This is a genomic window from Labrys sp. Lb11, from assembly GCF_057554225.1.
Genome location: NZ_BAAJOT010000004.1, coordinates 387027 through 399894 on the forward strand (window position 1 = coordinate 387027; position 12868 = coordinate 399894).

The following is a 12868-nucleotide window of genomic DNA, read 5'->3' on the forward strand; positions in this document are numbered from 1 at the left end:
CGCCTGCCGGAGCGGGCGCCCCGCCCGTTCCGGCACGGCGGCCCCAAGGATGACAAGAATGACCGCCGCCTCCCCGCCATCCTCCCCTGCCGCCCAGCCGATCACCATGTTCGGCCCGGACTTTCCCTTCGCCTTCGACGACTATGCCCGCCATCCCGCCGGGCTCGGCGCGATCCCGGCGTACCGGCACGGCGAGGAGGTCGCCATCGTCGGCGCCGGCATCTCCGGCGTGGTGACGGCGTTCGAGCTGATGAAGCTCGGCCTCAAGCCGGTGGTCTACGAGGCCGACCGCATCGGCGGGCGGCTGCGGTCCGAGCCGGTCAAGGGCGTCGACGGCATGGTGGTGGAGCTCGGCGGCATGCGCTTCCCGCCTTCCGGCACCACCTTCTACCACTATCTCGACCTCGCCGGGGTCGAGACCGTGCCCTTCCCCAACCCGCTCGCCCCGGTGACGCCTTCGACCGTGATCGAGCTGGCGGGCGAGAAGCACTTCGCCCGCAAGCTGCAGGACCTGCCGGAGGTCTTCCACGACGTCGCCAGGGCCTGGGACGAGGCGATCGAGGCGGGCGCCAGCTTCTCGGCCATGCAGCAGGCCATGCGCGCCCGCGACGCCGGGGCGGTCAAGCGCATCTGGGACCGGCTGGTGCCGCTCCTCGACGACATCAGCTTCTACGCCTTCCTGGCCAAGTCGCACGCCTTCTCCTCGCGCTCCTTCCGGCACCTGGAGATCTTCGGCCAGGTCGGTTTCGGCACCGGCGGCTGGGACACGGACTTCCCGAACTCCATGCTGGAGATCCTGCGCGTGGTCTATGCCGACGCCGATTCGCATCACCGCACGGTGGTGGGCGGCGTCGAGCAGGTGCCGAACCGGCTGTGGCGCCTGGCGCCGGACGGCATGGCGCATTGGCCGCAGGGCACCTCGCTCGCCACCCTGCACGGCGGCATCCCGCGTCCGGCCGTGACGCGCATCCGCCGGGGCGGGGACGGGCGCATCGAGATCGGCGACCGCTGGGGCAATGTCCGCTCCTTCGGCGCGGCGGTGGTGACCTGCCAGAGCTGGCTGCTCTCCACCCTGATCGACTGCGACGAGAGCCTGTTCAGCCCGCAGCTGTGGATGGCGATGGAGCGCACGCATTACATGCAGGCCTCCAAGACCTTCATCATCGTCGACCGGCCGTTCTGGAAGGACGTCGACCCGGCCACCGGCCAGGACGTCATGAGCATGACCCTGTCCGACCGCAAGACCCGCGGCACCTACCTGCTCGACCACGGCGACGACAGGCCGGCGGCGATCTGCCTGTCCTACACCTGGAACGACGACGCGATGAAGTGGATCACGCTGCCCGTCGAGGAGCGCGTCCGCCTGATGATCGAGAGCCTCGAGAAGATCTATCCCGGCCTCGACATCGAGAGCCACATCATCGCCGAGCCGATCACCGTGTCGTGGGAGCACGACAAGCATTTCATGGGCGCGTTCAAGGCCAACCTGCCCGGCCATTACCGCTACCAGCGCCGCCTCTACGGCCATTTCGTCCAGGACGACCTGCCGGAGGCGCAGAAGGGCATCTTCCTGGCCGGCGACAGCATCTCCTGGACCGCGGGCTGGGCCGAGGGCGCCGTCACCACGGCGCTCAACGCGGTCTGGGGCGTGCTCAACCATTTCGGCGGCAGGAGCGCCCCGGACAATCCCGGACCGGGCGACGTCTGGGCCGATCTCGGCCCGATCACCCTGCCCGGCGGCTGATGGACAAGACGATGACGACCTGCGGCGAATATCTGGTCCGGTTGCTCGAAGCCTACGGCGTCGAGCTGATCTTCGGCATTCCCGGCGTGCACACGGTGGAGCTCTATCGCGGCCTGCCGGCCACGCGCATCCGCCATGTCACGCCGCGCCACGAACAGGGCGCCGGCTTCATGGCCGACGGCTATGCACGGGTGAGCGGCAAGCCGGGCGTGTGCTTCATCGTCACCGGTCCGGGCATGACCAACATCGCCACCGCCATGGGCCAGGCCTATGCCGATTCGGTGCCGATGCTGGTGATCTCGGCGGTGAACGCCCGCGACCAGCTGGGCATGGCCCAGGGCCGCCTGCATGAATTGCCCTCGCAGCGCAACCTCACCGCCGGCGTCAGCGCCTTCAGCCACACCCTGCTCGATCCGGCCCAGCTCCCCGAGGTGATGGCCAGGGCCTTCGCGGTCTTCGCCTCGGCCCGGCCGCGGCCGGTGCATATCGAGATCCCGCTCGACGTCATCGTCGCCGATGTCGGCGACATGCCGGCCACGGCCTGGGCCCTGCCGTCGAAGCCGGCGCCGGCGCCCGAGGCCGTCGCCCGCGCCGCCGGGCTGCTGGCACAGGCCCGTCGCCCGCTGATCGTCGCCGGCGGCGGCGCCGCCGACGCGGCGGCCGAGATCGCGGCGATCGCCGAGCGGCTCGACGCGCCGGTGTTCGCCACCATCAACGGCAAGGGCATCCTCCGGCCCGGCCATCCCCTGGCGCTCGCCGGCAATCTGAGCATGGCGCCGCTCCTGGAAGAGCTGGCCGCCAGCGACGCGGTGCTGGCGATCGGCACCGAGTTCGGCGAGACGGAGATGTATCCCGAGCCGCGGCCGCTGGTGTTCGGCGGCGCGCTGATCCGGGTCGACATCGATCCGGCCCAACTCGTCACCAACCTGCCATGCACGCTCGCCATCGCCGCCGATGCCAGGCTCGCGGCGGCGGCGCTGCTGGCCGCCCTGCCGGCCGCGGCGCGGACGCCTGGCGAGGGCGCCGCCCGGGCCAAGGCCGTGCGCGAGCGGGTCGCGGCCGGGCTCTGGCCGGCCTGTGCCACCCATCGCCGCCTCATGGAGATCGTCGGCGAGGTGCTGCCCGACGCCATCGTCGCCGGCGACCAGACCGAGCCGGTCTATGCCGCCAACCAGTTCTACGAGGCGCCGCAGCCGCGCTCCTACTTCAATTCGAGCACCGGCTACGGCACCCTCGGCTACGGTCTGCCCGCGGCCTTCGGCGCCAAGCTCGGCGCGCCGCACCGCCCGGCCGTCTGCCTGATCGGCGACGGCGGCCTGCAATTCTCCTCGCCCGAACTCGCCAGCGCCGCCGAGGCCGGCATCGCCGCCGCCGTCATCGTCTGGAACAACCGCAGCTACGGCGAAATCAAGGCCTTCATGGCCGACCGCGACATTCCGCAGATCGGCGTCGACATCCTGACGCCGGACTTCGTCGGCTTTGCCGGTGCGCTCGGCTGCGTCGGCACGCGGCCCGAGACGCTGGCGGCGCTGCGCGAGGCGCTGGCGGCCTCGACGGCGCGAAGCGTGCCGACCGTGATCGAAATCCAGGCGGGCTCCGCCCTGGCCGAAGCCCTCGGACGCTAGGCGACTCGCGATGCTCCAGGACCTGTTCATCGACGGAGAATGGCGCCAGCCGGCAGAGCCCGGCTGGATCGAAGCCTACAATCCCTGCACCGAGACGGTGATGCACCGCGTCGCCGCCGGCGGCCCGCGCGACGTCGACCGGGCGGTGGCCGCCGCCCGGGCCGCCTTCCCGGCCTGGAGGGCGCTGCCGGGAGCCGAGCGGGCGCGCTATCTCAATGCCATCGCCGAGCGCCTGCGCGCCCGCGCCGAGGAACTGGCGCGCCTCTCCTCCGCCAACAACGGCAAGCCGCTCGGCGAGGCGCGCATCGACCTTGCCGACGCGGCCGCCTCCTACGCCTATTATGCCGGGCAGGCGCTCGCGCTCGAGGCCCGGCAGGACACGCCGGTCGCCGTGCCCGATCCGGCCTATCGCTCGCGGCTGCGGCTCGAGCCGGCCGGTGTCGCCGGCCTGATCGTGCCCTGGAACTTCCCGCTGGTGACCACCTCCTGGAAGGTCGGCCCGGCGCTGGCGGCCGGCTGCACCGTGGTGCTGAAGCCCTCCGAGGTGACGCCGGTGGTCGAGCTGGAGATGGGCGCCATCGCCCGCGAGGTCGGCCTGCCGCCGGGCGTGCTCAACATCGTCAACGGCACGGGCGCCGGTGTCGGCGCGCCGATGACCGTGCATCCCGACGTGGCCAAGGTCTCGTTCACCGGCTCGAACGCGGTCGGCGCCCGGGTCATGCAGGCGGCCGCGCCGGGCACCAAGTCGGTCAGCCTCGAGCTCGGCGGCAAGTCGCCGATCATCGTCTTCGCCGACGCCGACCTCGACCAGGCGATCGAATGCGTCGTCGGCGGCATCTTCTTCAACGCCGGCCAGATGTGCTCGGCCACCTCGCGCCTGATCGTCGAACGCTCGATCGCGCCGAAGCTGCTGGAGGGCGTGGTCGCCGCGGCGCGCGCCCTCAGGCCCGGCGATCCGCTCGATGCGGCGACGCAGATCGGGCCGCTCACCACCCGCGCCCAGTACGAGAAGGTGATGGGCTACATCGCCGGCGGGCGCGCCGCCGGGCTCAGCCTCCTCACCGGCGGCGGCCGCCCGGCCGGCCTCGACCGCGGCTGGTTCGTCGAGCCCACGGTCTTCGCCGACGTCGAGACCTCCGACCCGCTCTGGCGCGAGGAGATCTTCGGCCCGGTGCTGTGCGCGCGCACCTTCGAGACGGAGGCCGAGGCCGTCGCCCTCGCCAATGACAGCGCCTTCGGCCTCGTCGGCACCGTGGTCGGCGCCGACGAGGAGCGGACGAACCGCGTTGCCGACGCCCTCGAAGTCGGCCATGTCTGGATCAACGCGCCGCAGGCGATCTTCGTCGAGACCTCCTGGGGCGGGTTCAAGGCCAGCGGCATCGGGCGCGAGCTCGGTCCGTGGGGCCTGTCGGCCTATCTGGAAGTCAAGCACACAACCAGGCGGCAGACATTGGCGTGAAGAAAAAGAAGAAGGGCTCGAAGAAGAGCGCAAACAAAAAAGTCGCGAAGAAGCACACCCCATTGGGGAAAGGGTCGAAGATGAAAACCATCCGCAACGTGGCCGATCTGCGCGTGGTGATGCACCGCAACGAGCAGCCGATCTATTTTATTTCTGCGACGAACTTCAATCTGCTCGGCGTCGACGAGTGGGTGCGCAATTTCAAGTTCATCAGCTATATCGACTGCTTCGACGGCCGCCACCCCAACGTCTTCGTGCCCTCGGAGATCCCGCACGCCGAGTTCGAGTCGATCGAGGACATCAACAACTACCTCCTGCAGCACAAGGAGGTGATCGACCACATCCACCGGCGCGGCGGCAAGGCGGTCGCCACCTTCCTGATGTTCGACGAGACCACCGAGGAGATCTGCAGGGATCTCGGCATCGAGATCTGGTTCCCGCCGGCCCGGCTGCGCCAGCGCTGCGACAACAAGATGGAGACCGTGCGCATCGGCAACAAGGCGGGCGTTCCCTCGGTGCCGAACACCCTGGCCGGCGCCCGGACCTACGCGGAGCTGCTGGCGGCGGCCGACAAGGCGGGCATCGGCAGCGACCTGGTGGTGCAGACCGCCTTCGGCGATTCCGGCCACACCACCTTCTTCATCGCCAGCGAGGACGACTACAACAAGCACGCCGAGGATCTCGCCCGGGAGGACGAGGTCAAGATCATGAAGCGGATCAAGTGCCGCGGCGCCACCATGGAGGCCTGCGCCACCAGGTCCGGCACCCTGGTCGGCCCGCTGCTCACCGAGGTGGTCGGCCGCAGGGAGCTGACGCCCTACAAGGGCGGCTGGTGCGGCAACGAGATCTTCCCCGGCGCCTTCTCCGAGAAGATCCGCGCCAAGGCGCGCGACATGGCCTATCGCTTCGGCAACCAGCTGATGAAGGAAGGCTATCGCGGCTATTTCGACCTCGACTTCCTGATCGACGAGTCCGACGACGAGGTCTATCTCGGCGAGCTCAACCCGCGCATCTGCGGCGCCAGCTCCATGACCAACCACGCCGCCTTCGCCTATGCCGACGCGCCGCTGTTCCTGTTCCACCTGATGGAGTTCTCGGGCATCGAGTACGACATCGACGTCGAGGAGCTGAACAACCGCTGGGCCCAGAAGGAGTTCATCGACAGCTGGTCGCAGCTGGTGATCAAGTCGACCGAGGACATCGTCGACATCGTCACCCATGCGCCCGCCACCGGCATCTACCACATGGCGCCGGACGGCAGCGTCTCCTACGACCGCTTCGACTATCACCGGCAGGCGATCGAGTCGGAACAGGAGGCCTTCTTCCTGCGTATCACCGGGCCGGGCGACTATCGCTACGAGGGCGCCGACCTCGGCATCCTGATCACGCGCGGGCGCTCCATGACCAACGAGTTCGAGCTGAACGAGCGGGCGCTGAACTGGATCAGGGGCATCAAGCGGCTCTACGCCACCAAGCCGCTGACCGAGATCCAGCGCGAGGAATCGCCGGAGGCCGGGTCGTTCAAGATCCTCTGACCGCCATGATCCGCGCTCCTGCCCTCCGCCCGCCCGTCGCGGACAGACCCGGTCCGGCCGCGGCCCAGCGCCGCCCGGGGCCGCGGCCGGCCGCCGGCTGGGGAGGGGGCGGGCAGGCAGGCGTGAGGCTGTGATGGACATCCTGTTCGACGCCATCGACGAGGACCAGCCCGGCGCCAAGTGGCGGCGCGTGTTCGACCGCCACTGGCACGCCTACAGCCGCTGGTTCGTGCGCGAGGGCATCCGCTCCCGGCCGACCTACCTGGCCAGCCTCAAGGCCCTGCGCGCCCATATGCCGGAGCTGCTGCCGGCCTATGAGCGGATCGTCGCGGCGGCCGGGGGCGGCGACCTGGAGGCGCGTTTCCTGTCGATGTGGTGTCCGCCGGTCTATGTCGGCGGCTGCAGCCAGGTCATCGCCCCCGGCCCGTCGCCGGCGCTGATCCGCAACTACGACTATTCGCCGCGCCTGCTCGAGGGCACCTGGCTCGCCTCCCGCCTCAACGGCCGGCGCGTCGTCGCCATGGTCGACTGCCTGTGGGGCGTGCTCGACGGCATCAACGAGGACGGGCTCGCCGTCTCGCTCTCCTTCGGCGGGCGCACGGCGGCGGGACACGGCTTCGGCATTCCGATCGTGCTGCGCTACGTCCTGGAATTCGCCGCGACCACGGCCGAGGCGGTCGCCATCCTCGAGCGCGTGCCGGTGCACATGTCCTATTCGGTCGCCGTGCTCGACCGGGCCGGCCACTATGCCACCGTCTTCGTCAATCCGGACCGGCCGGCCGAGCGGCTGGAGCGGCGCATCAGCACCAACCACCAGCACGCCGTCGAATGGGCGCGCCATTCCGAGACCACCCGCTCGGTGGAGCGCGAGGAGGCGCTGCAGCGCGCCGTCAGCCAGGGCGGCGACGCCGAGGCGCTGCTGCGCGCCTTCCTGCGGCCGCCGGTCTACCAGACCTCCTACGGCCGCGGCTACGGCACGCTCTACACCGCGTTCTACCGGCCGGCCGAAGCGGCGGTCGACCTCGTCTGGCCGACGATGCGCTGGCGCCAGTCCTGCGCGCACTTCACGGAAGAGGCGCGCTCGATCCGCTTCAACGACGGCGATGCCGGCGCGGCGCCCGCGCTGAAGCATGGCGCGATCCCGAGAGCTCCGGCATGAAGATCACGGTCCTTGGCGCGGGCGTCGTCGGCACGGCCGCAGCCTACTACCTCGCCCGCGACGGCCACCAGGTCACGGTCCTCGACCGCCAGCCGCAGGCGGCGTCCGAGACCAGCTGGGGCAATGCCGGCCTGGTCTCGCCCGGCGACTCCACCGCCTGGGCCTCGCCGGCGGCGCTCGCCACCTTCGTCAAGTCGCTCTACCGGCCCGACATGGGCATCAAGGTGCGCTTCAGCCTCGATCCGCACTTCATCGGCTGGACCCTGCGCTTCCTGATGCAGTGCAGCCAGGCGCGGGCCGACGCCAACACGGAAAAGAAGCTGCGCCTCGCCTTCTATTCGCGCGCCTGCATCAACGCCCTGCAGGACGAGACCGGCCTCGCCTATGACGACCGGCGCCGGGGCATCCTCTATTTCTACCGGTCGCAGCAGAGCCTCGATGCCGGGGTGAAGCACATGCGCTACATCGCCGACCGGGGCCTCGAGATCGAGGTGGTCGACCGCGAACGGCTGGCGGCGCTGGAGCCGGGGCTGGCCGGGGTCAAGGACCAGCTGGCCGGCGGCGTCTTCTCGCCGATGGACCAGACCGGCGACAGCTGCCTGTTCTCCCGCCGCCTGGCCGCGTGGTGCGAGGCGCGGCTGGGCGCGCGCTTCCGCTTCGGCGTCACCGTCGAGGGGCTCGACATCGAGGGCGGCAAGGTCCGGGCGGTGCGCACCTCGGCCGGGCCGGTCGCCGGCGACGCCGTGGTGCTGGCCATGGGGGCGGAGAGCGCGCTGCTGGCGCGCCGGATCGGCATCGACCTGCCGATCTATCCGGTGAAGGGCTATTCGGCGACGATCCCGCTGGCCGACGGCCTGGGCCCGACCATGGGCGGCGTCGACGAGGACCGGCTGGTGGCCTATTCCCGGCTCGGCGACCGCCTGCGCGTCGCCTCGACCGCCGAATTCGCCGGCTACGATCGCAGCCACAAGCCGTCCGACTTCGCCATGATCTTCCGCGTCGCCAAGGATCTGTTCCCGGGCGCCGTCGACGAGAGCCGGGCCGAGTGCTGGGCCGGGCTGAGGCCGATGATGCCGGGCTCCGTGCCGGTGCACGGCCGGGCGCGCTACGACAACCTCTATCTCGACACCGGCCACGGCCATGTCGGCTGGACCATGGCCTGCGGCTCCGGCAAGCTCCTGGCCGACCTCGTCGCCGGCCGCAAGCCGGAGATCGACACGGCCGGCCTGGTCTACGGGGCATCCTGAGGGCGAGCCATGTCCGACCCGCAGGTCACCATCGATCTCGCCCGCATCGAGCGCAATGCCAGGACGGTGGTGGCGCGCTGCGCCCGCTCCGGCATCTCGGTCTTCGGCGTCACCAAGGGCGCCTGCGGCATGCCGCAGGTGGCGCGGGCCATGCTGCGCGGCGGAGTGGCGGGCCTGGCCGAATCGCGCTTCGAGAACATCCGCCGCCTGCGCGACGCCGGCATCGACGGCCCCATCCTGCTGCTGCGCACGCCGCCGGCCTCGCGCATCGAGGAGATGGTGCGCAATGTCGACGTCAGCCTGCAGTCCGAGCTCGCGGTCATCCGAGAGATCTCGCGCATTGCCGAGCGGGTCGGGCGGGTGCACGACATCGTCCTGATGGTCGATCTCGGCGACCTGCGCGAGGGCATCTGGCCGAACGATCTCGTCGCCACCGTCGAGCGGGTGATGGAGCTGCCCGGGGTGCGCATCGCCGGGCTGGGCACCAACCTCACCTGCTTCGGCGCCATCGTGCCGACCGAGGAGAATCTCGGCCAGCTCGTCGCCCACGCCTATAAGGTGGAGAGCGTCACCGGCCGGCCGCTCGACTTCGTCTCCGGCGGCAATTCCTCGTCCCTGCCGCTGCTGCTGGCCGGGCGCATGCCGGCCGGCATCAACCACCTGCGCATCGGCGAGGCGATTCTGCAGGGTGGGCGCGACACATTCCTCGATGAGCCCTGGGCCGAGCTCGACCGCGGCGCCTTCGAGCTCAGCGGCGAGTTGCTGGAGGTCAAGGTCAAGCCGTCGCTGCCGATCGGCAAGTCCGGCATCGACGCCTTCGGCCAGCGCCCGGTCTTCGTCGACGAGGGCGACCGCCTGCGCGGCATCGCCAATATCGGCCGCGAGGACGTGATGGTCGAGGGCCTGGTCCCGGTCAACGCCGGCGTCCGGGTGCTCGGCGCCTCGAGCGACCATCTCCTGCTCGACCTGACCGAGGCCGATCCGCCGCTGGCCGTCGGCGATGCCGTCAGCTTCCGCATGAGCTATGGCGCCATGCTGGCGGTGATGACCTCCGAATATGTGGAGAAGCTGCCCATGCGCGACGTCGAGGAGCGCCCGCCGATCCAGGCCGCGTCGGTGTTCGCGTCGGACGAGGCGGCGCCGGTGCTGGCGGCCCAGGGCGTGGAGGCGCGCCTCGCGGCGATCGGCTTCACGGTGACGCCGCGCGCCGGCCTCGAGCCGGCCGGCCTCGCCGCCGGCCTGTCGCGCGGTCCTGTGCTGCTCGCCGGGCCCGACCGGCGCATCGCCCTGGCCGGGGTCGCGGCCGCCGCCCGGGCGCGCGATGCGGTCGGCCTGATCTGGCTCGACAGCGCCGCGGCGATGATGCCCGACGCCGGCGGCGTCGAACCGGCCGAAGACGCGGTGCTGACCCGCATCCTCGCCGGCCTGCCGCCGAAGCTCTCGGCCGAGAACGTGGTCCTGGTCGGCCTGCGCCACGCCGATCCGGCCGAGGCGGCGGCGCTGAAGGCCTCGCGCGCCAGCGTCTTCACCATGGTCGAGATCGACGCCACCGGCCTGCGCGACGTGATGCGCGAGGCGATCCGCATCGCCTCGGCCGGCGTCCGGGGCTTCCACCTCGCCTATTCGCCGACGGTCTCCGACCTGCCGGGCTGGCGCGAGGGCGGCGGCGGCATCACCGTGCGCGAGACGCACCAGGCCATGGAGGCGGTGGCGCGCCATGGCGGCATGGCGTCGATAAGCGTCTCCGGCCTCTCGGCCGGCCTCGATCCGCTGGTGGCGGCCGAGTGCGGCCATTTCATCGCCTCCGCCTTCGGCAAGCGCATCCTGTAGCCCGGACGGGGCGTCCCGGCTGCGGGAATTTTCATCCGGTGAAGATGTTCCGCCTGCTGGGCGGCGGCGGCATGGGCGACATGGGCAAGCCCCTTCCCGCCTCGCGCCTCGCCGTGCTGCCGGTGACCTCGCACACCGCCGTCATCGGGCAGACCGAGCTGCTCCATGGCGTCATCGAACCCTTCCTCAAGGGCGAGACGCTCAAGGGCATGTTCCAGTAAGGCGCTGCTCGACGAGGATGGTCATTCGTGCGTTCTGTCAGACGGCGGCGGCGGATGTGCGGCGGACTGCGGCCGCCCGTGCCTGACTGTCACACAACCCGGCCCGGCTCCCGGGAGGAGGACGAGAGGTGCGGTCGGGAGGTGCGTTACCGTGGGAGCCATGCTCGGGCGGAGATCACGCCACCTTCTTTGCAGGGGTCATCACCATGTCGACGTGGATATTTCCATACGGGCATTGTACCGCCCCGCGCTCGTCCTTCTCGATCAAGCCCAGCTCGACCAAAGCCGCCGCGTCTTTGTGGACACGTTTAACGTCCCGGCCCAATCTGCGAGCAAGTTCCCGCACGCCCACTGTACCGCTACCCAGGAGTTCATTCAGCAGACGCCAGCGGCGTTCGGTGAGGTGGGAAAAGAAAGCTCCCGGTGTCTCGAAGCTCAGCGTTTCGCCTTGATACTCCCCTGATGCCAAGCCAACCTCGGCCCGTTGTCCGGCAGCTCGCAAAGCTGATTTCCAGTCCGGGTTCGTCATGATTGTCAGTGTTCTCATGACTGCCTCCGCTTTCTATTTCGGATAGAAAGTCCTCAGGCTCCCTGTTCACCCCGCCCGGCGCAGGCGGGCGGCGAAGAAGCCGTCCATGCCGGCCATGGTCGGCTCGGGATCCGGCAGCAGCGAGGGCAGGGTGCGCAGATCCCCGGCCGGCGTGACGGCCTCGGCGAGCCCGCCGATCTCGGCGGCCTCGACCGGCACGCGTGCGAACGCCGCGTTGCGGGCGAGGAAGGCCTCGACCTGCGCCTCGCCTTCCTCCGGCTCCAGCGAGCAGGTGCAGTAGACCAGCGTGCCGCCGGCCTTCACCATGCCGGCGGCCCGGGCCAGCATGCGGCGCTGCAGGTCGGCGAGGGCGGCGATGTCGTGGGCCGACTTGGCCCAGGCCACGTCGGGATGGCGGCGGATGGTGCCGGTGGCGCTGCACGGGGCGTCGAGCAGCACCGCGTCGAACGTGCCGCCGCGCCAGGCGAGCAGGTCGTCGGCGACCACCTCCGCCGTCAGGCCGAGGCGCTTGAGATTGTCCTTCAGGCGGTCCAGGCGCGTCTCGGAACGGTCGACGGCGGTGACACGCGCCCCCGCCGCTGCGAGCTGCGCCGTCTTGCCGCCCGGCGCGGCGCAGAGATCGGCGACCGCCAGCCCCGCCACCGGCCCGAGCAGCCGGGCCGGCAGCGCCGCGGCCGCGTCCTGCACCCACCACGCCCCCTCCGCGAAGCCTTCGAGCGCCGGGACGGCGCCGTGGCCGGCGAGGCGCACCGTGCCGGTCGGCAGCACCCGGCCGCCGAGCCGCTCGGCCCAGGCCGCCGCATCCGCCTTGACGCTGAGGTCGAGCGGCGGCTCGACCCGCTGGGCCGCGGCGATGGCATGGGCGCCCGCTTCGCCATAGGCCGTGCGCCAGCGCGCCATCAGCCAGGACGGCGTGTCGGCGTCGGCCGGCAGGGCCGCGAGCCGCTCCGCCTTCTCGGCCGAGAGCTTGCGCAGCACCGCGTTGGCGAGGCCGGAAAAGGCCTGCGCCCGGTCGTCGGCCCGGGCGAGGCGGACGGCGAGGTCGACGGCAGCATGGTCGGGCACGTCGAGGAACAGGATCTGCGCCGCCGCCGTGATCAGGATCGCCTCCAGCGGCCCCGACTTGCGCGGCATGCCCTTGGCCATCAGGCCGTCGAGGAGGTGGCCGATGCTGCCGTAGCGCCGCATGGCGACGCCGGCGATCATCCGGGCGAGGGCGAGGTCGCGCGGCTCCAGGCGGCTGCCCTCGAACGCCTCCTCCAGCGCATCGCCATGGCTGAGCACCCCCTCGATCGCCGCCATGGCCAGGGCTCGGGCGGCAAGGCCCGGGACGGAAGCGTCGGGGCGGCGGGCGGGGCGTCGGGGTGGCAGGTCGCGCATTCGGTCGGGGATCCGAGTCTGAGGGTGCATGTCCATAGACCGAAGGGGCCGGCAACCCAAGCCCGCAGGCAGGGTGGCGGCAAAAGCTTTGTGAAGCGCCGGAGACATCCTATGTGAG

Annotated in this window: 9 protein-coding genes and 1 pseudogene; 8 read left to right on the top strand and 2 right to left on the bottom strand. The window is 70.9% G+C overall.

What is annotated here, in order from left to right:
- Positions 1-58 precede the first annotated feature (58 nt).
- From AC27L4_RS16385 to AC27L4_RS16420, 8 genes and pseudogenes are all read left to right on the top strand, one after another.
- Entirely contained in the window at positions 59-1744 is a 1686-nt protein-coding gene (locus AC27L4_RS16385; RefSeq protein WP_487143299.1) for a flavin monoamine oxidase family protein, read from the top strand.
- A gap of 11 nt (positions 1745-1755) precedes the next feature.
- The gene (locus tag AC27L4_RS16390) at positions 1756-3369 is read left to right on the top strand and encodes a 5-guanidino-2-oxopentanoate decarboxylase (RefSeq protein WP_487143300.1); all 1614 of its coding nucleotides are present in this window, start codon (positions 1756-1758) and stop codon (positions 3367-3369) included.
- 10 nt (positions 3370-3379) lie between these two features.
- Positions 3380-4828 (top strand): aldehyde dehydrogenase family protein, encoded by a 1449-nt coding sequence (locus tag AC27L4_RS16395; protein ID WP_487143301.1) that lies wholly within the window; start codon positions 3380-3382, stop codon positions 4826-4828.
- An 80-nt stretch (positions 4829-4908) separates the two neighbouring features.
- The gene (locus AC27L4_RS16400; RefSeq protein WP_487143302.1) at positions 4909-6363 is read left to right on the top strand and encodes a biotin carboxylase; all 1455 of its coding nucleotides are present in this window, start codon (positions 4909-4911) and stop codon (positions 6361-6363) included.
- Positions 6364-6496: 133 nt separating this feature from the next.
- Positions 6497-7522 (top strand): C45 family autoproteolytic acyltransferase/hydrolase, encoded by a 1026-nt coding sequence (locus AC27L4_RS16405; RefSeq protein ID WP_487143303.1) that lies wholly within the window; start codon positions 6497-6499, stop codon positions 7520-7522.
- Positions 7519-8769, top strand: a complete 1251-nt coding sequence (locus AC27L4_RS16410) for a D-amino acid dehydrogenase (protein ID WP_487143304.1) — start codon at positions 7519-7521, stop codon at positions 8767-8769. The genes AC27L4_RS16405 and AC27L4_RS16410 overlap by 4 nt, the downstream gene beginning before the upstream one ends.
- Before the next feature lie 9 nt (positions 8770-8778).
- Positions 8779-10599: an alanine racemase gene (locus AC27L4_RS16415; protein ID WP_487143305.1), complete on the top strand. Its 1821-nt coding sequence runs from the start codon at positions 8779-8781 to the stop codon at positions 10597-10599.
- A gap of 32 nt (positions 10600-10631) precedes the next feature.
- Positions 10632-10820 (top strand): annotated as a pseudogene (locus AC27L4_RS16420) (alpha/beta fold hydrolase); the annotation flags it as partial.
- A gap of 175 nt (positions 10821-10995) precedes the next feature.
- Here AC27L4_RS16420 and AC27L4_RS16425 read toward each other — a convergent pair.
- Positions 10996-11367 (bottom strand): HVO_A0114 family putative DNA-binding protein, encoded by a 372-nt coding sequence (locus tag AC27L4_RS16425; protein WP_487143306.1) that lies wholly within the window; start codon positions 11365-11367, stop codon positions 10996-10998.
- A gap of 48 nt (positions 11368-11415) precedes the next feature.
- Entirely contained in the window at positions 11416-12741 is a 1326-nt protein-coding gene (locus AC27L4_RS16430; RefSeq protein WP_487143821.1) for an RsmB/NOP family class I SAM-dependent RNA methyltransferase, read from the bottom strand.
- Positions 12742-12868 lie beyond the last annotated feature (127 nt).

Excerpts from the sequence above, each read along its gene's own strand:
- AC27L4_RS16385 (WP_487143299.1), top strand. The coding sequence starts at position 59 with ATGACCGCCGCCTCCCCGCCATCCTCCCCTGCCGCCCAGCCGATCACC.
- AC27L4_RS16395 (WP_487143301.1), top strand. The coding sequence starts at position 3,380 with ATGCTCCAGGACCTGTTCATCGACGGAGAATGGCGCCAGCCGGCAGAG.
- AC27L4_RS16400 (WP_487143302.1), top strand. The coding sequence starts at position 4,909 with ATGAAAACCATCCGCAACGTGGCCGATCTGCGCGTGGTGATGCACCGC.
- AC27L4_RS16425 (WP_487143306.1), bottom strand. The coding sequence starts at position 11,367 with ATGAGAACACTGACAATCATGACGAACCCGGACTGGAAATCAGCTTTG.
- AC27L4_RS16390 (WP_487143300.1), top strand. The coding sequence starts at position 1,756 with ATGACGACCTGCGGCGAATATCTGGTCCGGTTGCTCGAAGCCTACGGC.
- AC27L4_RS16410 (WP_487143304.1), top strand. The coding sequence starts at position 7,519 with ATGAAGATCACGGTCCTTGGCGCGGGCGTCGTCGGCACGGCCGCAGCC.
- AC27L4_RS16405 (WP_487143303.1), top strand. The coding sequence starts at position 6,497 with ATGGACATCCTGTTCGACGCCATCGACGAGGACCAGCCCGGCGCCAAG.
- AC27L4_RS16415 (WP_487143305.1), top strand. The coding sequence starts at position 8,779 with ATGTCCGACCCGCAGGTCACCATCGATCTCGCCCGCATCGAGCGCAAT.